Annotated in this window: 19 protein-coding genes; 14 read left to right on the top strand and 5 right to left on the bottom strand. The window is 40.6% G+C overall.

Features of this window, described 5'->3' with window-relative positions; all coding sequences use genetic code 11:
* Positions 1-63: 63 nt before the first annotated feature.
* On the bottom strand, positions 64-1368 hold the full coding sequence (locus BPR_RS08835; RefSeq protein ID WP_013281131.1) for an endo-1,4-beta-xylanase: 1305 nt from the start codon (positions 1366-1368) through the stop codon (positions 64-66).
* Between the two features lie 242 nt (positions 1369-1610).
* On the opposite strand from BPR_RS08835, the gene BPR_RS08830 reads away from it, so the two are divergent.
* Genes BPR_RS08830 through BPR_RS08820 form a run of 3 tightly spaced genes read left to right on the top strand, consistent with a single transcriptional unit; the run spans position 1611 to position 6938 of the window.
* Positions 1611-3392 carry an MATE family efflux transporter gene (locus tag BPR_RS08830; RefSeq protein WP_013281130.1) on the top strand — a complete coding sequence of 594 codons (1782 nt, stop codon included), beginning with the start codon at positions 1611-1613 and terminating at the stop codon, positions 3390-3392.
* Positions 3393-3427: 35 nt separating this feature from the next.
* Positions 3428-4414 carry an RluA family pseudouridine synthase gene (locus BPR_RS08825; RefSeq protein ID WP_013281129.1) on the top strand — a complete coding sequence of 329 codons (987 nt, stop codon included), beginning with the start codon at positions 3428-3430 and terminating at the stop codon, positions 4412-4414.
* 40 nt (positions 4415-4454) lie between these two features.
* Complete coding sequence (locus tag BPR_RS08820) at positions 4455-6938, top strand: amidohydrolase family protein (RefSeq protein ID WP_013281128.1); 2484 nt, start codon at positions 4455-4457, stop codon at positions 6936-6938.
* Between the two features lie 20 nt (positions 6939-6958).
* On the opposite strand, the gene BPR_RS08815 is transcribed toward BPR_RS08820, so the two are convergent.
* Positions 6959-8317, bottom strand: coding sequence for a DNA polymerase Y family protein (locus BPR_RS08815; protein ID WP_013281127.1), 1359 nt, complete (start codon positions 8315-8317; stop codon positions 6959-6961).
* Positions 8318-8467: 150 nt separating this feature from the next.
* Between BPR_RS08815 and BPR_RS08810 the strand changes: the two genes are divergently transcribed.
* Positions 8468-9247: a class B sortase gene (locus tag BPR_RS08810; protein ID WP_013281126.1), complete on the top strand. Its 780-nt coding sequence runs from the start codon at positions 8468-8470 to the stop codon at positions 9245-9247.
* Positions 9248-9481: 234 nt separating this feature from the next.
* Positions 9482-10039 (top strand): CAP domain-containing protein, encoded by a 558-nt coding sequence (locus BPR_RS08805; protein ID WP_013281125.1) that lies wholly within the window; start codon positions 9482-9484, stop codon positions 10037-10039.
* An 84-nt stretch (positions 10040-10123) separates the two neighbouring features.
* Here BPR_RS08805 and BPR_RS08800 read toward each other — a convergent pair whose 3' ends face one another.
* The 3 genes from BPR_RS08800 to BPR_RS08790 form a co-directional block, all read right to left on the bottom strand.
* Positions 10124-10570 (bottom strand): aspartate carbamoyltransferase regulatory subunit, encoded by a 447-nt coding sequence (locus BPR_RS08800; RefSeq protein WP_013281124.1) that lies wholly within the window; start codon positions 10568-10570, stop codon positions 10124-10126.
* Between the two features lie 36 nt (positions 10571-10606).
* Positions 10607-11554 carry an aspartate carbamoyltransferase gene (gene pyrB / locus BPR_RS08795; protein WP_034475255.1) on the bottom strand — a complete coding sequence of 316 codons (948 nt, stop codon included), beginning with the start codon at positions 11552-11554 and terminating at the stop codon, positions 10607-10609.
* A gap of 65 nt (positions 11555-11619) precedes the next feature.
* On the bottom strand, positions 11620-12624 hold the full coding sequence (locus BPR_RS08790) for a DUF5050 domain-containing protein (RefSeq protein ID WP_013281122.1): 1005 nt from the start codon (positions 12622-12624) through the stop codon (positions 11620-11622).
* 168 nt (positions 12625-12792) lie between these two features.
* On the opposite strand from BPR_RS08790, the gene pheA reads away from it, so the two are divergent.
* The 9 genes from pheA to BPR_RS08745 all read left to right on the top strand — a co-directional run bounded on the left by pheA (position 12793) and on the right by BPR_RS08745 (position 23563).
* The gene (pheA, locus tag BPR_RS08785; protein ID WP_013281121.1) at positions 12793-13920 is read left to right on the top strand and encodes a prephenate dehydratase; all 1128 of its coding nucleotides are present in this window, start codon (positions 12793-12795) and stop codon (positions 13918-13920) included.
* Positions 13921-13941: 21 nt separating this feature from the next.
* The gene (locus BPR_RS08780; RefSeq protein ID WP_013281120.1) at positions 13942-15486 is read left to right on the top strand and encodes a Ppx/GppA phosphatase family protein; all 1545 of its coding nucleotides are present in this window, start codon (positions 13942-13944) and stop codon (positions 15484-15486) included.
* A gap of 7 nt (positions 15487-15493) precedes the next feature.
* Positions 15494-17647 (top strand): RNA degradosome polyphosphate kinase, encoded by a 2154-nt coding sequence (locus BPR_RS08775; RefSeq protein ID WP_013281119.1) that lies wholly within the window; start codon positions 15494-15496, stop codon positions 17645-17647.
* Between the two features lie 4 nt (positions 17648-17651).
* Positions 17652-18239: a Maf family protein gene (locus BPR_RS08770; protein WP_013281118.1), complete on the top strand. Its 588-nt coding sequence runs from the start codon at positions 17652-17654 to the stop codon at positions 18237-18239.
* Between the two features lie 30 nt (positions 18240-18269).
* Positions 18270-18524, top strand: coding sequence for a hypothetical protein (locus tag BPR_RS08765; protein ID WP_013281117.1), 255 nt, complete (start codon positions 18270-18272; stop codon positions 18522-18524).
* A gap of 91 nt (positions 18525-18615) precedes the next feature.
* Positions 18616-19428 (top strand): Cof-type HAD-IIB family hydrolase, encoded by an 813-nt coding sequence (locus BPR_RS08760; RefSeq protein ID WP_042256821.1) that lies wholly within the window; start codon positions 18616-18618, stop codon positions 19426-19428.
* Positions 19429-19453: 25 nt separating this feature from the next.
* Positions 19454-20302, top strand: coding sequence for a PHP domain-containing protein (locus BPR_RS08755; RefSeq protein WP_013281115.1), 849 nt, complete (start codon positions 19454-19456; stop codon positions 20300-20302).
* 186 nt (positions 20303-20488) lie between these two features.
* Positions 20489-21976, top strand: coding sequence for a transcription termination factor Rho (rho, locus tag BPR_RS08750; RefSeq protein WP_013281114.1), 1488 nt, complete (start codon positions 20489-20491; stop codon positions 21974-21976).
* A gap of 183 nt (positions 21977-22159) precedes the next feature.
* Positions 22160-23563, top strand: a complete 1404-nt coding sequence (locus BPR_RS08745) for a hypothetical protein (protein ID WP_013281113.1) — start codon at positions 22160-22162, stop codon at positions 23561-23563.
* The last annotated feature ends 6 nt before the right edge of the window (positions 23564-23569 follow it).

The following is a 23569-nucleotide window of genomic DNA, read 5'->3' as shown; positions in this document are numbered from 1 at the left end:
AAGATGTCCATATGGAAATGTGCAGTGCTTGTTTGCAGTGTGATTTCCATATGGACATAATTCTTACTTATAGTTTTCCATTACTTCGTAAACCTTTTTAAATGCTGGCTTTGGTTCGTAGTTTTTATCAAAGAGACGAGTGTTGGTCTGGTCGCCTTCGCGGTAGTGATCTACAAGACCAAATACTGTAACATTTGTGATATTTGCCGGTCCGCCTGCCTCAGTATCCATATCATGGAACATCTGGAAGACTTTGGCATAGGCATTTGCCTGTTTCTCGAACTGAGCATCAGTTTCTTCATCGACGCCGATAGAAAGCTCTGTTACATGGATCTGAACATCAAGCTCTGAAAATTTGGTCATAGCTCTTTTTATCTCATCGATTGATGGATATGTAATTCCCCAATAGCCCTGCATTCCGATGCCATCGATAAGACCTTTTTCTTTAAGATGGCTGCACAGATTGTAGATGCCTTCAGTCTTGGGAGCCTGATAGGTGTTGTAATCGTTGTAGAAGAGAAGAACATCATCAGCACTGTATTTTCTGGCATAAGTAAATGCCATTTCTACATAGTCCTGTCCAATTGTTTCAAACCATGGATTTGGAGCATCTCCGCATTTGGTTCTGCATTTAAAGTAGCTGTCAGGATCAGCACTTTCAGGATCAACTGCTTCGTTAACTACATCCCAGCAATAGATAACTCCGGGATATTCGTCCTGAACATGAGTCATGAGCTGTTTGATATAGCTTTCCATTCTGGCAAGCATAGTCTTTTTATCTACATAAGCTCCGTCATCTGTGTATCCCTCGCGGAAGAACCACTCAGGAGCCTGTGTGTGCCATACGAGAGTGTGGCCACGCATCTTCATGCCGTTTTCCTGACACCATTTAAGGGTTGGGTCAATGGAGTCAAAAGAAAGAGCAGGCTCATTGTTGCCATTCTTGAGATTTTCCTGAGAGCCGAACTGATCCAGAATATAGCAGCTCTTCATAAGATTTGACATAGTAACGCTGTTAAAGTGCTTTTTGGAAAGTTCCATATACTCAGGAATGTTGAGACACTGATTAAACAGATCACTTCCGTTAATTCCTACACCCAGAGTAAAGTAATCAGAACATAAATCTTTTAATGCCTGATCGTAAACAGCTTCTGCAAGAGCCTCGGCAGAAGCTTCTTCTGAAGCATCTGATACTGCTTCACTTAAACTGCCCCCTTCAGCTGAAGCCTCAGCCATCCCGGAATTTTCACTACTCTCTGCAGAAGTGATATCAGAACCCCCGCTTTGAGCGTTTGCCGTATTTGGCGCGCCGCATCCAACTAAAAGAGTGGCAGCCAAAATACCGGCTAATAAACATTTTCTTTTCATACCCTAATAATCCTCTCTTAACCTTCTAAAGTCGTGATAAATATTACTATATTCCGAAGCTGTAACTTAAGCCAATCACTGCTTGCTTATTTTTTGATTGTTCTTGCGGGAATAAAGCTCGTGCCATCGGCTTTGGGAGCAGGATACTATGAATAGAAACTTTACAAAAGCTTAATTATAGTTTTATGGGTGCATGTTATCATTAAAATGATAAAGTGTTTTCGTAAAAATGGAGAACAAATATGAGAAAAAATACATCGATGAGTAGTGTTCTTTTCTTTAAGCTTTTGCCGGTTCAGATAATGATCGTGGCCATGGGTTCTATTAACTCAATTGTTGATGGCGTTGTAGCCGGACAGTTTATAGATGCAGTTTCTGTTGGCGTAATTGGTATTTTCTTTGTTGTTGTTTCAATTCTAAATGCGACTGGATCCGTTCTTTTGGGTGGAAGCTCTGTCCTTAGCGGAAGATATATAGGAAGCGGCGATGTAGATAAAACATCAGGCGTCTTTTCTCTCAACCTTACTTTAACAACTATCATAAGTGTGCTTTCTGCGGCTATTCTGCTGATATTTCCCGGAGCTGTGGCTACATTTTGCGGAGCTGATGAACATCTTAAAGGAATCCTTATCCCATACATTTACGGTTATGCTATTGGCATATTTCCTCAAATGATGGCTCAGCAGCTGGGCACATTTTTGCAGCTTGAGAGGCAGAGTAAAAGAAATTATGCAGGAGTTGCAACTATGATAATTTGCAATATCCTGCTGAATATAACGTTTGTAGCAGTATTTAAACTGGGACTGTTTGGACTTGCCCTTTCAACTGCAATATGTAACTGGATATATTTCTTTATTCTTGTATCTTATTACCTTGGTGGGAAATCACAGCTTAAATATAGCTTCATGAAGGCCCGCTGGAGCGATACTCTTAATATGGTCAAGATAGGCTTTCCGGGAGCTCTCCTTGTCTTTTGCCTTGCTATGAGGGATGTCGTGCTCAACAGATTATTATTAAGCGTAGCAGGACAGGACGGTTTGTCTGCCAAGTCATCTCTTAGTATGGTGGGAGGGCTTTTTATAGCTCTTTGCCTTGGCGGCGGATCGGTTGTAAGAATGCTCGGAAGTGTTCATGTAGGCGAAGAAGACAGGGATTCGATAAAAGAGCTTATTAAGATTGGAATGACCAAGGCACTTTTATTTACTCTCGTGATAGCAGTAATTGTCATTGCAAGCTCCGGGTTTGTAGTCAGGCTATTTTTTGCCGATCCTACTTCGAATGTATATAAACTTGCGTATCAGTACTTTGTAATATATGGTATCTCTATTCCGCTCATACAGGTAGTGCAGGTTGAAACGAATTATCTTCAGGCAATGGGTAAAAATATATGCGTAAATGTGTTCTCATTTATTGATGGATTTGGATCTGTAGTATTTCCTGCACTTATTCTTGCTCCATTCCTTGGTGTTTTTGGTGTATGGCTTGCTACGCCTATAGGAATAATAATATCTGCACTTGTCTACCCGGTTTATGCTATCATACATTTCCGCCATATTCCCCGTAACATAGATGAATGGCTTTTATTCGAAAAGGATTTTGGAGTAAGTGATGACGACAGACTTGTTGTCAATATTAGTAGTATGGAAGATGTGGCAAGAACATCAGAACAGGTTAATGAGTTCTGCAAAGCCCATGGCTATGATAGAAAAGCTTCTCTATATTCTGCCCTGAGTCTTGAAGAAATGGCCAGAAACGTAATAGAGCATGGCTTTACAAGTGATAATAAAAAGCATTATCTTGATGCCAGAATTGTAAATAAAAACGAAAAGATACTATTGCGAATCAAGGACGATTGCCCGGCCTTTGACCCTGTGAGTATGAAAGAACAGATAAAACCGGATGATCCTACCAGGAATATTGGGATCAGAATGGTCATGAGACTTGCAGATGAAGTTGACTACCAGAATCTCTTAGGTCTTAATGTACTGACAGTTACAATTGACAGAGTGAGAGCCAAAGGATAGTGTATAAGGAAAAAGAATTTTAGAAAGACATTTTCATGGAAAATAGCTACAGAGAACTAAGATATACATATATTACCAATTCTCCGGACGATACCGTAACTGCCGGCGAGATCATGCGCGATATCATGAAACTTTCAAGTCGTGAGATTTCCAGGTGCAAGAAGTTTGAAGACGGTGTAATGTGCAGAAGACCTGATGAGATCAATAGGATTGTACCCGTCAGGCTGATAGATTCTCTTTTTCCGGGTGATGAGCTGATAGTCAGAGTCTATGAGGATAATGACAATGCAGGTGATATAGTACCTGCTGATGGGCCCCTTGATATTGCTTATGAAGACGAAGATCTTATTATTGTTAATAAGCCAGGCGAGATGGTTGTACATCCCTCATATGCTCATTACAAGGATTCTCTTAGCAACTATCTCTTGGGATATTTTATCAGAAGCGGTCAGAGGCATGTGATCAGAACTGTGGGAAGACTTGATCGTGAGACTTCAGGGCTTGTTATATTTGCCAAAAACCGTCATGCTGCAGCTCTTATGGCTCAGCAGATAAAGACAAATGACGATAAAGAAAATGCACAGGACAGCCTCGGTGATGAACCGGATAATATGTCAAGGCGCAAGGAATATCTTGCTCTTTGCAGCGGAGTCTTTGACAAGACTCATGACACTATAGATGCTCCTATCAGACGCAGACCTGATGAGCGTATGATCAGAGAAGTTCACCCTGAGGGGAAAAGAGCTGTAACTCATTATGAAGTTGTTCATCAGTATGATGACTATGCTCTTGTCAGATTAAGGCTTGATACAGGCAGAACCCATCAGATTCGTGTACATATGGCATACATTGGTCATCCACTTCTGGGTGATAATTTCTATGGAAAAGAAATCCCTGATGATCATGGAATGACAAGGGCTGCGCTTCACGCAGGATATATAGAATTTATGCAGCCTATAACCGGAGAAAAAATAGTGATAAATGCCAGGATGCCCGAGGATATGCAAAAGCTTACAAGCTAAATTAGGATCATTGAATTTTCAGTGAGAGGATAGACAGTACATGACCTACTTTACTTTTTTCTTTTTGGATAATGAAAAAGATATAGTTGTAAATCTGTACAAAGACCTGGATAAGCTCTTTTACGTACTTGCAACGCCCAATCATCATTCGGGCAATCTTATCAGTAATCTTGCAAGAACCTGCAACCTTCCGCTTTCTCAGGATGAAAACGGCAAGTTTGTGATAAAGGGAGAGGTTCCCTGTTATATAAATGCCGATTGCGAAGAGATATATCTTTTTAAACTGGGCGATATTGAGGTCGCAACCATATATCCTGATGGAAGAGTCAAGACTAAGGCTCTTGTCCCTGCTATTGCCAAGACCCTTATGAGTCAGACCAAGGACTATCAGCTTGATCTGTCCAAGACGCTTTTTAGGACCTATATTCCGAAAGAGCTCAAGTTCAGGGCAGACCTTCACACTCATATGAATGGCAATCTCCCTGCCGATGTTCTGATTGCACTGGGAATATATCATCAGATCAGATATCCTCTTTATTACGTCAAGAAACTGGAACTGGAACTTACAAATGCCCAGTGGGAGAAGGTCAATGCCCAGAGGGAAAAGGTTGCCAGACAGTTTGTTACATCAGAATTAAAGGGTAAGTATCTCGATAGAAAGATCAATGATAATACCTTCATAAATTTTGCTGACCTGATACTCAATAACCTTGATAATGCGGAACTTAATATAGTCAAGATCCGCGGCTCTCTGGGAATCATAAGAGATGGTCAGGCTGTTTTTACAAACCTGGAGAAAGTCTATCTGTACCGCTATGTCTTTGCCAAGGGAAAAGAGAGTGAAGAAAAAATACCGCTGCACAATGTATCCCAGATACCGGATAAAGATGTTCACAAAGCTCTTGTACAGATGCTCAAGGATAAAGAAAATCCTGACTATGCAAACAATACTATTTTTCAGGATAAGCTTCTGTGGATTGCAAGAAATTACAAGAAACAGGGCGTTGAATACGCAGAAATAAGTGATACAACGCTTGTTAAAAAATATGAGTCCATTGAGATGTTAAGGCAGGTTCATGAAGTGATGCCCAAGATATACATGGAAACCGGCGTTATGATCAGATTCCTTGCGGCAATGAGAAGAATTCCCCTTACCATAATCAAGGACGCGGTAACACCGGAAAACTATCTTGAGCAGAATCTTGAGGTATTAAAGGCCACATCACTGGACCCATACGTTGCGGGCTGCGACTTTGTAGGTGAAGAGATAAATGACATCATTGTACTTAAGCCTGTTTTCAAGGAACTTGCCAAGATAGCAGCCAGGGACCCTTCCTTTGTGATACGTGTTCATGCCGGAGAAAATGACAGTCTTAGAGACAACATAGCCCATTCGATCAAATGCGTCAAAGACTCACTTGCAAAAGGTCAGACTATGCCCAGGATGAGGCTAGGACACGGCCTCTACACGTATTCTCTTAAGTCCCAGAAGGGAAGAGAAGTACTAAGACAGTTAAAAGAAAACAATGTGGTCCTGGAGTTCCAGATAACAAGTAACGTCAGGCTTAATAACCTGAATTCTCTCGATAAGCATCCTTTGAAGGAATACTTAAGGCACGGAATTAAATGCGTTGAGGGAACAGATGGCGCTGCACTTTACGGAACCACATCCCTTGATGAGCAGCTATCACTTGAAAAGCTCCTTAATTTGTCTGAGGAAGAGCTGCGCCTTATGAAGGAGACAGAGAGCTCAATCATAGAAAAGAGCAGACAGGCTTATTCTGATAAAAAGGCTGCTTTTGCAAGGCTCCTTAAGGGGAGAGATATGGAAAGCGTTCTCCTTGAAAAGATGCAGAAGGTCAAGATTTCATCTACCGGTAAAAAGAGTGATCTAAGACTAGATGCCAATACAGAATTAAAAGAACAGATCTCAGAGATTACCTGGGATCGTTTCCCGATTATTCTCATGGGTGGAAGCTTTAACACGGAAAACAGAGCAACCAGAATGACGGATGCCGCAATCAGGCAGCTCGACAGTTTCCTTGAATATTTAAATCCTGAAGAAGTATGCTTTGTAATAGGCCATAAGCTTGGAGGCTATGAGAAATATCTGATAGATCATAATACCAGGAATTTCAGGATATATGCAGTTGTTCCTGCTCTTATGAATGAAAAAGAGATAGAGAAGTTACAAAAAGCCGGCGTGATAATAAGAGTTTCAACTGAAGCGGAAGGAATGGGCATTTATAAGAGTTTTAACTATGAAATCTTTGAAAGACGTCCGTCAATGGTTGTTGCTTTTGATGGAAACAGTGCCGGAGTTAACCTTATTCAGGAAGCAAGAAACGGTAAGGGAAAATCAGCTATTTTTGTTTGGAGCCATTGTAAGGTTTTGAGGCAGAAAGCTCAGTCTCTTCACGGATATGTTTATCTTTTTGATGAGGAGAATACGCTTATTGACGTGATAAAAAAGGTTCAGAAAAACCTGGAATCTTTAAAAGAAACAGCTTCTGAAAAGATATAAATGAAAAAAGGGAGTTGCCTTTATTTGAGGCTGCTCCCTTTAAATATTGTCCCTTTTCCGTAGCGGGAATCTATTGCTTCAGACATTTTATCAAGCTTTTTCTGCCTTTCAAATTTGCTTTCAGAGAAATTATCGTTATCTGTGTTCGTCTTGCCATCAGAGCTCTCGGTATAAGTATCCCGGGGCTTGCCGGATGCAGGCATCATATCAAAAAGGCTCATCTGCCTGTAGGAGCCGTCATCGATTTTGGAGACGCCAACTCCAACAAGTCGTACAACTTCACCTTTTGTAAAAAGACCATTATCCCCCAGAAGTAGTTTATCTGACAGAATCTTGGCGTACTCATATATTTTGAGTTCATCATCTATAAGGTCAGTAACTTGCATCTGACAAGAGTGACGCTTGAAGTTACCTGTTTTAACACTTACTGTGACTGTCTGCCCATAGACATGATCTCTTTTAAGTCTCCTTGAAACGCTGGCTGACAAATGCTTTAGCACAGGTACAATCTCTTTATCATAGGAATCTGCTGTAAGATCAGAGGAAAGAGTGGTTTCATTTGAATAGCTCTTGGCATCTTCATAATGCCCACTGACATCGGTACTTCCTATTCCGTTTGCGCTTGTGTAAATATATGAGCCTCCGTTTTCTCCAAGAATTGAGATGAGAAACAAGGGATCAGCATTTGCTGCATCACCAATTGTCCTTATTCCGACAGAATAAAGCCTTGAAGCAGTTGACTTGCCGCAACCATAGAGATCACCTATAGGTAGTGGCCACATTTTGGTCTCTATCTCTTCAGGGAAAAGAGTGTGAGTTTTGTCAGGTTTCTGGAAATCGCTGGCCATCTTGGCAAGGAGTTTGTTGCTGGAAATGCCTACGTTTACTGTAAACCCCAGAGTGTTTCTGACTTCATCTCTGATAAGGCGCGCTATATTTAAGGGATAAGGATACTCTGCAGATTCTGAATCAGCAAAGAGTTTTCTGGTGCCGGACATGTCAATATAAGCCTCATCAATTGAAACCTGCTGAACAATTGGAGAGTACTTGCTGATTATCTCTATAAAGGCCCTGGAATATTCCCTATAGGTATTAAAATCACCCGGAACAAGAATGAGTTCAGGGCACTTCTGAAGAGCCTTAACAACAGGCTCACCGGTAACAATTCCGTATTTTTTGGCAGGTATTGACTTGGCTGTAATAATACCGTGACGACTCTTTACATCTCCTCCAACTGCGGATGGAACTGTCCTTAAATCTATGCTCCCAGGCTCGTCCTTAAGCTTTTTTACTGCAGACCAGGACAGAAAGGCAGAATTAACGTCTATGTGAAAAATAATATTTGTGTAGTTGTCTGCATAATTAGTAAGGGTATTCATGTTACCTGAACCTGTATCCTAAGAGGAGTTTTTTAGAAAAATATAATATATGTGTTAAGTATACAGCATGTGTTTATAAGTGATAATATTAATTTGTAAAACGTACATGTAAGTTTTGTATGATATTTATTTTACTCTGAGGGGACAAATATGAATAAGACAGTGCTAAAAATACTGCGTATAATCGCTATTATCCTATGCATAGGCATTATCATCTATGAGGCAGTCAGGATTTATGACGATCAGAAAGAGTATGATGTTGCGGATGAAGAATACGAAGAACTTGAGTCCATGGCAGTAAGCTGGCCCAAAGGTGAGGATGAATCACAAATTGTTGAGTATCCGCTTCTTCAGATTGATTTTAAAAAGCTGGAAGAAATCAATCCCGATGTTGTAGCATGGTTGTACTTCCCATGCCTGGATATCAGTTATCCGGTGGTAAAAGAGAATGAGGTGGACGAATACATACATCTGACTTTTGATGGAAAAGTAAATAAAGCCGGCTGTCTTTTTGAAGATGTCCTGAGCGACAGTGAATTTAGGGGAATGCATGATATTGTATTTGGACATAACATGAGAAACGGCTCGATGTTTGGAAGTCTTAAAAAGCTCTATGCAAATGGTAATGAGCATCTTCTGGAAGATAATCCTTATGTTTATGTATATACAAAGGATTACGTATTCCAATACCGTGTATTTGGCTATTATATTACTACTGTGGGAAGTGAAGCCTATAAAGTCGTTGAAACGTCAGACTCTTACGATGAGTTTCTTGATTATATCCAGCAGCATTCTGCATATCCCAGACCTGCAGATGCTGATCTGTCAGGCAGGCCTTGTCTTTTGACACTATCGACCTGTAGCGGCCAGTCAGGGAGCGGGAAGAGGTTTGTTGTACACACCTACAAGACCGCTGCATGGGAAAAGTAGCGATACTGGATTAAATGTATTTTCCTAAAAATGGCAATTCAATCATACGACTAATCATATTTGAATATTAATTTCAAAAAGTGTCGTTTGAAAGTGCAACAATATTCTTAAAATGGTATAAAATCTGCGTCCTGATTATTGATTTGAGCATTTTGATACGATACCATTATTATAAGAAAAGGTTAACTGGGTTATTATCTTTTGCCCTGGATTGATCAAGTAGGAGATTATAATATGAAAAAGTTTAAGAAAGTATTTGCCGTTTCAATGGCACTTGTATTAGCGTTCACTTTCATAGCTTGTGGTGCTACTGCAGATTCATCCATTGACGATCAGGCTGCTGTCAGAGGCTTGGATGAGGGCGCAGGCGAGATATGGATCGATGATGAGGCCATTGCTCTTGCAGGATCTGCTGCATCAAGTCAGGCTGCTTTGGACGCATGTACTGCAGTATTTAATATTATGAATCAGGATAGAGTAGCAAGAGGTCTTTCAGCACTTGTCTGGAGCGATGCACTTACAAATGCAGCTCAGGTTCGTGCTAATGAGATCACTTCAGTATTCTCACATACCAGACCAAATGGTACAGATTTCTGGACTGTAGATAGTAATGTTCAGTACGGTGAGAATCTTGCCAAGTTGTATCAGTCAGCTGACAGTGTTTACACAGCCTGGATGAATTCACCAACACACGCAGCCAACATCATGGATGGTGGTTACAAGACAGTTGGAATCGCAATCTGCCAGACTGGTGACGGAAGTTGGTACTGGGCACAAGAGTTCGGATATTAAGCGAGTCAAATAAAAACACATGACATCTTGTTTACAAGATGTCATGTGTTTTTTTTGACGCTTAATATCCGAACATACTTGTATTTAACCTTTGGCTGCCGCATCTCCATCACTGTATTTTTCATCGCAGTATTTGCAACGATAAATTTCCTTGTTTTCATCTGCAAGGTAGAATATCTGCGGAAGTTCCTGCTCGATTGAGGAAATGCAACGAGGGTTGTGACACTTTATAACACCTGTGATCTGTTTGGGAAGTACGAGAGATCTTTTTTCTATGATCACTCCATCCTTAATTACGTTCACAGTGATGTTATGGTCTATATAAGCAAGAATATCAAGATCAAGAGAATCTATATCACATTCAATCTTGAGAATATCTTTTTTGCCCATTGCCTTACTCTTGGCATTTTTGATTATGGCAACTGTGGAATCAAGCTTATCAAGGCCAAGATGCTTGTATATCTGCATGCTCTTGCCGGCCTGGATATGATCCAGAACGAAGCCTTCTTCAATTTTTCCTATGTTTAACATCTGGTATCCTCCCGAATAATAATTGATCAACTAAGATCAGAACGTTCTCAAAAGCCCTTCATTCATATGTGCATCAGTCATGTCGAGAAGTGTCAGGATAAGTGCCATTCTCACATAGAGACCATACTGAACCTGCTTGAAATACGCGGCTCTTGGATCGCTGTCAATCTCAACTGATATTTCGTTAACCCTTGGAAGAGGATGAAGAATGAACATTTTTTCTTTTGCAAGCTCCATCTTGGCTTTATCGAGTATATAGAAGTTCTTCAAACGGATGTAGTCTTCTTCGTTGAAGAAACGCTCCTTCTGAACTCGTGTCATGTACAGGAAATCAAGACGAGGCATAACGTCTTCAAGTTTGATGACTTCCTCATAGGTAAGACCCTTGGAATCAAGCATTTCAGTTATATAGTCAGGAACCTTAAGCTCCTTGGGGGAAATAAAAATAAAATGAATACCGGTGTATCTGGTAAGAGCATTAATAAGAGAGTGGACAGTACGTCCGAATTTAAGATCGCCACAAAGGCCGATAGTAAAATCACCAAGCTTGCCATATAAAGATCTGATGGTGAGTAAATCTGTAAGTGTTTGAGTGGGATGCTGATGTCCGCCATCACCTGCATTGATAACAGGAATGAGAGAATTGGAAGCTGCTACCATTGGAGCACCTTCTTTTGGATGACGCATCGCGCAGATATCTGCAAAACAGGAAATAACACGTATCGTATCGGCTACGCTTTCTCCCTTGGCTGCTGAAGATGATCCTGCATCTGCAAAACCGAGAGTCTTGCCGCCGAGACGGAGCATTGCGGTCTCAAAACTGAGTCTTGTTCTGGTACTTGGTTCATAAAAACATGTAGCTAAGATCTTGCCGTCGCATTTATGCGAGTAGGCTGACATGTTGTTTTCGATGTCATTAGCCACATCGAATAATGCCTCTAACTCTTCAACCGAGAAGTCAAGAGGGTTCATCATGTGTCGCAAATTATTCATACCTTCTCCTCATATAAATTAATGTTTGTAAAACACCTTGAATGAAAACGAAAGTTTTAGTCAAAGGTTAAAACTGAAATCTGATTTGTTCCATTCAATGGCATATGATACACCACTTCATCCTGTCCGTAAACCTTAAAATACAGATATTGTGATGTTACATTCAAACTATTTGTGACTCCCTCAAAAAGAACAGTTTTGCCATATCCGTCGAGATCGCACATTTTGAGGGCTGAATTTTCGCCGCCTGCATAAGCGTAGTAAACATGCTGGTCATCTAGGGTATAGAAGTCAAGACGCTCTGATGTAATGACCTCAGTTTCCCCATTCATGAGATTGGTACGCCAGAGACTGTAATTGGAGTCGCCGTTCATGTAATAGAGATAGTTTCCTTGCACGACCGGGAAAAAGAGATGACCCGGAAGCACATCACTTATAGCATCTCCGGCCTGGGTATTCATTGCGTGAATATAGTGATCCGATGAAACACCTGTATAATAGATTATCCCTCTGTCATAGCAAACAGGAGAAATCGGTTCAGGAGCTACAAGAGATTTATTCTTTTTATCTACACGGATCTTGTGAAGGGCACCTCCTTCTAACTTGGTGACATAGTACAGATATTCTCCGCATAACTGCATTTCTCCGCAGAAATCTCTAAGCAGACATGTCTGGTCTGTGCCATTAATTTTACATCTGTATATTCCGTATTGATTGGTAACAGTGCCGAGACCGCCAACAGAGCCGGACTTTTTGGTGGAATCCATATAGAAGTAGAGAAAGCCATTAGCACCACTTATATATTTGACGCGCATACTGGTAAGTCTTTTGGGATTTGTCTCATCAGGATTCATGGAATAGAGACAGTCAGAATCATAGGGATTAGAAAAATAAACCTTTCCGTCCATTTCAAAAAACAGGCCGCCATTGTGAAGATTGCCGGCAGAATTGCCGTGGTCGGAAGGATCTCTTGGAACCCTCTTGTCCAGGATAGTAAAAGTCACTACAGCTGCAATGACTAGTGTAACGATCACAAATGCTAAAATAGTTCGTCCTCGCATAATATGCCCCTCGCATAAGAAACAAGCTACTAAATATTGTGTCCTCAAGATAATTATATGCGCAGCGGTTATTGCTATCAAGCGGTTTTTATCTTAAACTTAATTTGTGGATTTTTAAGTAAAAATAGCCTTCGCTGGCAATCTATATATTTAGAAAAGGATGGACCGATGGACTTACAACAGCTTCGAGTAGAAATAGATGATGTGGACAGACAGATTGTTGAATTATTTGAAAAGAGAATGGACATAGCTTCCAAAGTGGCAGATTACAAGATTGCCACAGGCAAAAAGGTTTTTGACAGAGAAAGAGAAGCACAGAAGATCAAGGCAGTGAGAGAGCTTGCTTCTTCTGATTTTAACAAGGTTGGAGTTGAAGAACTGTTTTCACAGCTTATGTCCATGAGCAGAAAGCTTCAGTATCAAAAGCTTGCAAGTGCAGGTGCATCCGGAAGGCTTCCTTTTATTTCGATAGATTCGATAGACAAGGCAGGTTCCAGAGTGTGCTATCAGGGTGCTGAGGGAGCCTATTCAGAGATGGCCACCAAGGAGTTTTTTGGTGAGAATGTTAACTGCTTTCATGTAGAGACCTTCAGGGACGCAATGAGTGTACTTGAAGAGGGAAGCGCAGATTATGCTGTTCTTCCGATTGAGAATTCTACTGCAGGTGTAGTTAGTGAGGTGTATGACCTTCTCACTGAGTATGAGAATTATATAGTAGGTGAACAGATAATTGAGATAAGGCACTGTCTTATGGGCATTCCGGGAGCTAAGCTCTCAGATATAAAGACTGTTTTTTCCCATCCACAGTCTCTTATGCAGAGTAGCAGATTCCTGAATGAACACAGTGATATTCAGCAGATCAGTATGAAGAACAATGCCTTTGCGGCAAGAAAGGTTTCTGAGGATAAAGACATCACTCAGGCAGCAATTGCAAGTCGCGCTGCAGCGGAGATTTATGGCCTTGATATTATTCAGGAAGGCATCAATCAGGCAGATTCTAATTCTACCAGATTTATTATTGTGGCTAATCAGAAAGTCTTTTTAAAGGGAGCACATAAGATTAGTCTTTGCCTTGAAATTCCGCATGAGGCAGGATCTCTTTACCATATTATGTCGCATTTCATATACAACAATCTCAACATGACCAAGATAGAATCAAGGCCTATTGAGGATAAGGACTGGGAGTACAGATTCTTCATTGACTTTGAGGGAAATCTGGAGGACAGTTCTGTGCGAAATGCGCTTAGGGGGCTTAGAGAAGAAGCCAGGATGATGAAAATCCTTGGAAATTATTGATTTATATATGAGGGGTAATTTATGACAGGAGAGGTTTTTGCAGCAATTGATGTAGGATCCTATGAAATGGCGCTTAAGGTGTTCGAACTGTCTTTGGAAAATGGCGTAAGAGAGCTTGATCACGTTAGACACCGCATGGATCTTGGAAGTGAAACCTATGCAACGGGTCGGATATCTCACAGGCATGTAGATGAGATAATCAGGATTTTGTGCGATTTCAGGAAGATCATGAAGAGTTATGGGGTGACTCATTATCATGCCTACGGCACAAGTGCGGTCAGAGAGACCAGGGATATTGAGGTAGTTCGCGATCTTATAGAACGAAGGACAGGGATACATATCGATATTCTCAGTAATTCAGAGCAGCGCTTTCTGGATTACAAGTCAATTGCGCTCAAACATGCCAAATTCAAAGATATCATTTCAAAACCTACTGCTATAGTAGATATAGGCGGTGGCAGTATTCAGATCTCGCTTTTTGAAAAGGACACCCTGGTTGCAACTCAGAATCTCCGCACAGGAGTTTTGAGGCTTCATACGACCATGGAGTATGTTCATGCCACCAGACTTAAATATATGGATCTTGTTTCCGAGCTGGTAAATTCCCAGCTGTCTGTTTTTTCCAAATTGTATCTCAAGGACAATTCAATAGAAAATATCATCATAATCGATGACTATGTATCACCACTAGTCCAGAGGTACAAAAAAGATACGGATACTCCGGGATTTGTCACCAAGCAGGAGTATATGGGATTTCTTGAGCAGGCAAATCAGGTCAGCGATATTGTTGTTGCCAAGAAACTTAACATTCCGGAAGACCATGTGCCGCTTTTGTATGTATCAGGAGTTATCATCAAGTGTATTTTGGATGCGACAAATGCCTCAAATATCTGGGCTCCGGGAATTACTCTCTGCGACGGTATAGCATATGAATATGCTGAGAAAAAGAACTTCATCAGATCTCCACATGATTTCGAACAGGATATTGTAGCCTGCGCTCAGAATATCTCCAAGAGATTTATGGGCAGCAAATCCAGAAGAGAGACTCTTCAGAAGATTGCTCTTAACATTTTTGACAATACACGCGAGCTTCATGGACTATCTCAGAGAGACAGGCTTTTATTAAATATCGCTACCATCCTTCATGACTGTGGTAAGTATATAAGCGTTGTATATTTGGGAGACTGCTCTTTTAACATCATAATGTCTACGGAGATAATTGGTCTTTCTCATCTGGAGAGACTGATCGTAGCTAATGTTGTAAGGTATAACCATGAGGATTTTGAGTATTTCGGCAGTCAAAGCCCGTATTTGGAGGGACTATCCAAGGAGGATTACCTGAGAGTTGCCAAGCTGACAGCTCTTCTGAGAATTGCCAATGGTCTTGACAGAACGCACAAGCAGAAGTTTAAAGATGTTAAGGTGAGCCTTACCGGCGATGAAATGATAATAAATGTTGATACCAAGGCGGATATTACCCTTGAAAAGGGCTTATTTGATAACAGAGCAGCATTTTTTGAAGAGGTCTTTGGAATAAGACCTGTCATCAGACAAAAGAAAATGTGAGGTGGCTATGGCTAAGAAGAAAACAAATAAGGAACACGATTTTGAAAATCCTAAATACTATATAAACAGAGAACTGAGCTGGCTTCAGTTTAATGAGAGAGTTTTGTCGGAAGCTGAAGATAAGGACAATCCTCTTTTTGAGAGGCTTAAGTTTCTGAGTATTTCTGCAAGTAACCTTGATGAGTTCTTTATGGTAAGAGTTGCATCTCTCAAGGACATGATCAATGCTGATTACAAGAAGCTTGATATTGCAGGAATGACGGCCAAGGAACAGCTCACTGAGGTCCTTACAAGAGTTCATGATTTCGTAGACGAGCAGTATAGAATCTATAATAAAGAGCTTATTCCGGCGCTTCTTGCAAAGGGGCTTATGATCTGCAGAGCAGATGATCTGACGGTTAAAGACAGTGAGTTTGTTGACAGATATTTTGATGAATTCGTATATCCTGTTCTTACTCCTATGGCAGTTGACTCTTCCAGACCATTTCCTCTTATCAGAAATAAGACGCTTAATATTGCTGCGCTTTTGAAGAAAAAAGAGGGCAAGGATGATGTTGACTTTGCTACTGTTCAGGTACCTGATGTCCTGCCACGTATTCTTGAGATCCCCGGAAGTGACAAAGATGGTGCTGTTCGCAAGGTTATCTTACTAGAGGACATAATACAGAAGAATGTAGATAAGCTGTTTCTTAATTATGATGTAATTACAAGTTCTCCTTACAGGGTGGGTAGAAATGCCGACTTGTCCATAGATGAGGACGAAGCTGAAGATCTTCTCAAAGAGATTGAGAAGCAGATCAAGAGAAGACAGTGGGGACAGGCTATAAGGCTGGAGGTTGCAACCGGGATCAGCAAAAAGCTCCTTAAGCTTATTACAGACGAGCTTAGCGTTGAAGATAACGAAATCTATGATATTGAAGGACCTCTTGACCTTACTTTCCTCATGAAAATGTATAAACTGGAAGGCTTTGATGATCTCAAGGAACACAGATACAAAGGGCCTTCGCCTGTTCCGGAGTTTAGAAATGACGAGAATCTCTTTGATGTGATCTCAAGGGGAGATGTTCTGATGCATCATCCCTATGAGACTTTTGAGAATGTCGTTAAGTTTGTAGAAAATGCGGCGGTTGACCCGCATGTACTTGCTATTAAACAGACTCTTTACAGAGTAAGTGGTAATTCACCCATCATTGCAGCCCTTGCCAAGGCAGCGGACAATGGCAAGCAGGTAACAGTTCTTGTTGAGCTTAAGGCCAGGTTTGATGAGGAAAACAATATCGTATGGGCCAAGATGCTTGAAAAAGCAGGCTGTCATGTAATATATGGTCTAGTCGGACTTAAGACACACTGTAAGATCACGCTGGTAGTCAGGAGAGAGGAAGATGGTATCAAAAGGTATGTTCATCTTGCAACCGGTAACTATAATGATTCCACTGCCAAGCAGTATACAGATGTAGGTCTTTTTACTTGTGCTCCTGCCTTTGGCGAAGATGCTACTGCTGTATTCAATATGCTGTCAGGTTATTCAGAACCACTTGGATGGAACAAGCTATCACTGGCTCCACTATGGCTCAAGGACAGGGTGCTTGATCTTATTAAAAGAGAAGAACAGCATGCCATAAATGGTGAACCTGCAAGGATTGTTGCCAAGATGAATTCTATCTGTCACAAAGAGGTTATTGCAGAACTCTACAGGGCAAGTTCAGTTGGAGTTAAAATTGACCTTATTGTAAGGGGAATATGTTGCCTTAGGACAGGAATCCCGGGTGTCAGCGATAATATTACGGTCAGATCTATAGTTGGAAACTACCTTGAACATAGCAGGATATTCTATTTTGAAAATGGTGGAAGTCCTGAGTACTACTGCAGCAGTGCTGACTGGATGCCTCGTAACCTTGAAAGGCGTGTGGAGATTCTTTTCCCTGTTGAGAATGACAGACTTCGCGGCAAGCTGCGCCATATTCTTGATGTGGAACTAGCTGATACAGACAAAGCTCATGTTATGAATGAAAAGGGGATTTATGTAAAAGTAGATTGTCAGAAGATAGATCCATCTGATAGAATCAACTCTCAGAAAGTATTTGGCGACGAAGCCGCCAAAAATTCCCAGGTCATGAATACTCAGAATACGCGTGTGTTCATACCGGAAATGAAGGTTTGACGAAATGAGATATGTTTTAGCATCAGGGTCTCCAAGGAGAAGAGAACTCTTATCCAAAGTGATTCCGGAATATGAAGTAATCCCGGCAGAGGGCGAGGAAAATGCAGTTAATACCGAACCGGACAAGCTTGTAGAGGAGCTTTCCTTTCAAAAAGCTTCCGAGATTTTTCACAAAATTTTAACGAATGAAGCCGGTAGACTAGTTGTAATCGGCGCTGACACCGTTGTATCATATAATCGTAAAGTGCTTGGAAAACCCAAGGATAGAGATGATGCAACTCAAATGATCAGTTCTATAGCGGGTAACACCCACGCTGTATATACTGGTGTGACAGTTTTTTATACGGGTGATAATGGAGAAGAGAAATCTTTTACCTTCCATGAGGAAACACTGGTTGATGTTGCACCGATGACTGATGAGGAGATCAAGGCATATGTTGCTACCGGTGAACCGGATGACAAGGCAGGAGGCTATGGCATTCAGGGACAGTTTGCAATATTTATTTCCGGAATCAGAGGCGACTATTACAATGTCGTGGGGCTTCCAATAGCAAGACTTTACCGCGAAATGCAAGAGCATGGGCTTTTGTAACTTCGAAAAGGGATTTTGGAGGACTATTTTATGCACGAGTATGATGAGGCAGTTCTGAGATGTTTTTTGGAGAATCAGGGACAACTTTTTCCTGAGGATGTTGCATCCAATATGGAGGAGGCAGAGGCATTCTTGGAAGACTGCATGGCTGTAGTTGTTGACGGCGTTGACGAAGTTGAAGAGTATTTTGAGGAGTCAGGTGTCGACACCGAAGGTGGCAATGTACTTGAAGCTGACGAAGTTTTTGATATAGGCGACGGAAGATACCTTATTGTTGAAGGTTGAGACTTTTCAATTAATTGATAGGAGAATCTTTACCCATTTTTATGGATCATAAATATGGGTAAAGATTTTGTTTTGTTTTTTGGAGTTTAAAGTGAGCAAAAAGATATTTTTCTTTGATCTGGATGGAACTCTTTTGAATAAACAAAAAGAGATAACACCGGATACTATGGAGGCACTACATAAATTTACAGATGCAGGAAATCATTTTTGCATAAACACAGGAAGAGCTATAGATAGCGCCAAGGCAGTATACAGAGGGCTGGGGCTTGATTTTAAGGGGAGTTTTCTCTGCGGCTCAAATGGAACAGAGATTTATAGCGTGGATGAAGGCAGGTATGTTTACAAAACTGGAATCCCTCTTGAAATGGTGGTTCCAATTTTTAATCTTGCAGATGAGTATGGCATTCATTGTCACACCTATAATGAGACACATATAGTTTCCAGGCATGACGGTGAGTGCATGGATTTTTACAGGAGAGTTATCAAGACTCCTCTGATCGTTACCGATGATGTGATGGCACAGCTTCAGAATCCTCCATCCAAGATGATTGCTATTGAGCTTCATGATCATGACAAACAGGAGAGATTCAGGAAGGCTCTTTATGAGATGACTGAGGGTAAGCTTACTCTTTTGTATTCCAATCCCTACTATATGGAGATTTTTCCATCTATTGCGGGAAAGGGAAGCGCAGTTAAGAGACTTGCGGATATTCTTGGAGTTGCTATTGAGGATACCTACGCTGCCGGAGATGAGCAGAATGACATCTCGATGATAGAGGCAGCAGGTCACGGAATAGCAATGATCAACGGCACTGATTTAGTGAAAAAAAGTGCTGATTTTATAACTACTGAAGATAATGACCATGACGGCCTTGCACCTTTTATTTTAGAGGCCATAGATTGATCATAAAACATGGAGAAGACAAATTATGCGAGCTATAGATTTACATACACATTCAACCTGTTCAGATGGGACATATTCAGTTAAAGAACTAATGGATTATGCGTATGCCAAGGGGCTTGCAGCTATTGCCCTTACTGATCATGATACTGTAAAAGGCCTTAGAGAGGCTGACGAATATGTTAAGGAAAACTATCCGGATATGGAATTTGTGCCCGGAATAGAGTTTTCTACAGTCAATGAGGGTAAGGACGTTCATATTGTAGGTCTTTATATGAACTATAATGATCAGGAACTTCTTGATACTATTGATTCTTTTATGAATTCACGTATTGAGAGAAATATCAGGATGTGCAAAAAGCTTTCAGAGGGAACAGGTTTTGACATTACTTTTGAAGCTCTGTGCAGGGAAAATCCTGATACAGTAATTACCAGGGCTCATTTTGCCAGATATCTGGTAGAACATGGCTATTGCAGCAGTAAGCAGGAAGTTTTTGACAGATATATTGGAGACACCTGTCCATATTATGTTCCAAGAGAGAATATTACTCCTGAGATGGCTATTGAAACCATCGTCAAAAATGGCGGAGTACCAATTTTGGCTCATCCTGTTCTCTATCACATGAGTGATGCAAAACTGGAGGCTCTTGTAGTGCGCCTTATTAAAGCCGGACTTGCAGGTCTTGAAGCAATTTATACAACTTACGAAGCGTATGAAGAGAGACAGATGAAGGAACTTGCAGAGAAGCATGGCCTTCTTATAAGTGGAGGATCAGATTTTCATGGAGACAACAAACCCGCTATAGATCTGGGCGTTGGCTATGGTAAACTATTTGTTCCTGAAAGCCTTTTGGAGAAAATTAAAAATTATAGTTGATTTTTCGAAAATAATATTGTATGCTATCAAATGTAAAAAATAGAACTGTATTTTGAGATAATAATTCTTTAAACAAATGCAATAGAGTTGCGGTCGTTTATTTTCCCACAGTTGATTTTTAATTTATTTATTATTACTTTTTAGTTTTTTGGTTTAGTGTCTTTGCGGCACGGAAATGGAGTTATTTTGAGAGAACGTTATGAAACACTTAAATTAAATGACCTTAGGGAAATTGCCAAGAAAAGAGGCATAAAGGGTGCTACAGCACTTAAGAAGTCAGAGATCATTGATATTATGTGCGAACTTGACGAAAAAGAAAACGCACAGAAAAAGGAACAGGTGAAGGAAGCAGAGAAAGAGCCTGAGAAGGCAACTGAGAAAGAAGAGCGTCCTAAGTCTGCTCCCAGAAAGAAAAATATAGTAGTTACAGGTGGAAATGCTAAGCCTGCGCCAAGAACACCTGCAGGAAATGCAGAGGAGAAGAAACCTGTAAGACCTGAGAAGGCAGAGAAAACTTCTGAAGCACCTCAGGAGAATGAAGAGGTAGCTGATGGCGACGATGCAAATGGCATTCTTGAAGTAATGCAGGATGGCTATGGCTTTATCAGATGCGAGAATTATCTCCCCGGTGAGAATGACGTATATGTTGCACCAAGCCTTATCAGAAAATTCAACCTCAAGACCGGAGATATTCTTAAGGGAAAATGCAGAGCCAAGAAAGAAACAGATAAATTCGCAGCTCTTTTAGTTCTTGATTCAGTAAACGGATACAAGCCGGAAGTTGCTATGGGCAGATGGAATTTTGAAAACATGACACCTATTTTCCCAAATTCCAGAATTAAGCTTGAGCAGCCCGGTTCATCAGTTGCTATGAGAATCATGGATCTTATCAGCCCTATTGGTAAGGGACAGAGAGGTATGATCGTATCTCCTCCTAAGGCCGGTAAGACAACACTTCTCAAAGAGGTTGCCAAGTCAATCCTCAAGAATGACAGCAATATTCACCTCATTATCCTTCTTATTGATGAGAGACCTGAGGAAGTTACAGATATCAAGGAGTCAATCGAGGGACCAAACGCAGAAGTTATTTATTCAACTTTCGATGAGCTTCCTGAGCACCATAAGAGAGTAGCAGAGATGGTTATGGAGCGTGCAAAGAGACTTGTAGAGCATGGTAAGGATGTAGCAATCCTCCTTGATTCCATCACAAGACTTACACGTGCATATAACATTGTAGTTCCTCCTTCAGGAAGAACACTTTCAGGTGGTCTTGATCCTGCAGCTCTTCATATGCCCAAGAAATTCTTTGGTGCAGCTCGTAACATGAGAGAGGGCGGAAGTCTTACAATTCTTGCAACTGCTCTTATTGAGACAGGTTCCAAGATGGATGACGTAATTTACGAGGAGTTCAAGGGAACAGGTAACATGGAAATGGTTCTTGACAGAAAGCTTCAGGAAAAGAGAATCTTCCCTGCTATCAATATTCCTAAGTCCAGCACGAGAAGAGAAGACCTTCTTCTTTCTAATGAAGAACTCGCTGCTATCAATAGCCTTCGTAAAGGCTTCAATGGCATGAAGGCTGACGATGCTGTTGATCAGTGTATCAATCTCTTCTCCAAGACAAGAAACAACAATGAGTTTGTCAGAATGGTTGAGAAACAGGTTCGCTATTGATATCATTTTCGCAATTCTGCAAATATTCGGGAGACGTAGCTTTTTATAAAGGCTGCGTCTTCTTTTTGATATAAAAATAAATAGATGTCCCGTTGCCACGTTTGCTGAGTAGTATTTGTAATATAAATAGGGCTTTGATAAAATATTTAAGTTTCGCACTTATTTTTTGGAGGAGATATAGTTATGAACGATAACTGGCAAAACGAGCAGCTAAGAATTCAGGATATGATAAACAAGGGATACAAGTATGATCCTGTAACAGGCCAGCCACTTGAGCAGATGGTTAAAATGAATTCTCAGGGGAAAAAGAAAACTAATAAAGTAGCATTATATATAGCTACTTTTGGTGGCGTCACTATGCTTTTGATAGCACTAAGCATAGGGCATATTGTTTCTAATTTAGTAAAATACGCAGATAAAGACAAACCTAAGTTTTATGTAGAAAATTCCATTGATGAGGATTACTTTGAAAAGTACAACCCCTCTGATGATTCGGAATATGGCAAAAAAGACATTGATCTTAGCTATTTCTCATCATTTAGCATAAATGGAAATACTTATGAACTGCCCGGAAAAGTTCAGGACTTTATCAATAGTGACTGGGTATTTAATAATGACAATGATATGGATACAGTTCTTGGTTATGGCGAGAGTACGACGGTTTATCTTCATGTGCCCGGTACTGTTTCTGACAATACTATTTCTTTTGGCGTTACTAATTTTTCTTTGGATGCTATGCCAATTAAGGACTGCTACATCACCAGCGTTGAATTTTATGAAGTTGACGGCTCAAGAAAAGGAAATGAAATCTCTATATGTGATGGAAAAATAGTACTATGTCAGACTTCTGAGGAGGAAGTTTTAGAGACTCTCGGTGATCCATATCATGCTTTTGACATGTCTCAATCTGTAGCATATACATATCGCTATGAGAGTGATTATGATATGTATAGTGAAATGACTATTCATATCGATAAACAAAATGACAGAGTTCAGATTATTTCAGTCAGAAACCGCATTACTCCGGAAGATTTTGAGCAGGTGGAAGTTACAGATTATGTTCCTGAATACCTTTCAGGATATGAGGCCCCTGGAACTCTTGGCGGTGATATGCTGTCCGGAAACATTCAAATACAGGATGTAGTGTATAATCTACCGGCTCCAATCAGCGTATTTATAGAAAACGGTTGGGAGCCCTATAACAGTGAGGATGTAGGTGCTCTTATAGAAAAAGTAGTTACCCTGAAAAAAGGTGGCGATTCTCTGACTGTTACTGTCCAAAATAACTCGGAAAAAGCAGTACATCTTGAAAATACTATGGTGACCGGAGTCTCATTGTCATGCTCTTCAAGGTATAATCTGGATGCTAAGATGCCAGGTGGATTAACGCTTACTATGTCTGACAAGGAAATAGCATCTTGCCTGGAGAAAAACGGAATTACAAACTATGAGCATAGGAAAGATACTCGTATGTACAAAATTCCGTTCAATCAATCTTCAAGTGCCGATGACTATGGAAATATTCTTATTATTTATGTGAACAGCGATGGCCAGATGGATACCCTTAGTATCCATAAAAGAGGCTGACAGTAT

This window comes from Butyrivibrio proteoclasticus B316 (genome assembly GCF_000145035.1).
GTDB lineage: Bacteria > Bacillota > Clostridia > Lachnospirales > Lachnospiraceae > Butyrivibrio > Butyrivibrio proteoclasticus.
Note: the sequence above shows the minus strand (reverse complement) of the source record. Positions and strands in the feature narration are given on the sequence as shown.

Bases quoted from the DNA above. Each gene is read 5' to 3' on its own strand.
- BPR_RS08835 (WP_013281131.1), bottom strand. From the start codon at position 1,368: ATGAAAAGAAAATGTTTATTAGCCGGTATTTTGGCTGCCACTCTTTTA.
- BPR_RS08830 (WP_013281130.1), top strand. From the start codon at position 1,611: ATGAGAAAAAATACATCGATGAGTAGTGTTCTTTTCTTTAAGCTTTTG.
- BPR_RS08825 (WP_013281129.1), top strand. From the start codon at position 3,428: ATGGAAAATAGCTACAGAGAACTAAGATATACATATATTACCAATTCT.
- BPR_RS08820 (WP_013281128.1), top strand. From the start codon at position 4,455: ATGACCTACTTTACTTTTTTCTTTTTGGATAATGAAAAAGATATAGTT.
- BPR_RS08815 (WP_013281127.1), bottom strand. From the start codon at position 8,317: ATGAATACCCTTACTAATTATGCAGACAACTACACAAATATTATTTTT.
- BPR_RS08810 (WP_013281126.1), top strand. From the start codon at position 8,468: ATGAATAAGACAGTGCTAAAAATACTGCGTATAATCGCTATTATCCTA.
- BPR_RS08805 (WP_013281125.1), top strand. From the start codon at position 9,482: ATGAAAAAGTTTAAGAAAGTATTTGCCGTTTCAATGGCACTTGTATTA.
- BPR_RS08800 (WP_013281124.1), bottom strand. From the start codon at position 10,570: ATGTTAAACATAGGAAAAATTGAAGAAGGCTTCGTTCTGGATCATATC.
- BPR_RS08790 (WP_013281122.1), bottom strand. From the start codon at position 12,624: ATGCGAGGACGAACTATTTTAGCATTTGTGATCGTTACACTAGTCATT.
- pheA (WP_013281121.1), top strand. From the start codon at position 12,793: ATGGACTTACAACAGCTTCGAGTAGAAATAGATGATGTGGACAGACAG.
- BPR_RS08780 (WP_013281120.1), top strand. From the start codon at position 13,942: ATGACAGGAGAGGTTTTTGCAGCAATTGATGTAGGATCCTATGAAATG.
- BPR_RS08775 (WP_013281119.1), top strand. From the start codon at position 15,494: ATGGCTAAGAAGAAAACAAATAAGGAACACGATTTTGAAAATCCTAAA.
- BPR_RS08770 (WP_013281118.1), top strand. From the start codon at position 17,652: ATGAGATATGTTTTAGCATCAGGGTCTCCAAGGAGAAGAGAACTCTTA.
- BPR_RS08765 (WP_013281117.1), top strand. From the start codon at position 18,270: ATGCACGAGTATGATGAGGCAGTTCTGAGATGTTTTTTGGAGAATCAG.
- BPR_RS08755 (WP_013281115.1), top strand. From the start codon at position 19,454: ATGCGAGCTATAGATTTACATACACATTCAACCTGTTCAGATGGGACA.
- BPR_RS08745 (WP_013281113.1), top strand. From the start codon at position 22,160: ATGAACGATAACTGGCAAAACGAGCAGCTAAGAATTCAGGATATGATA.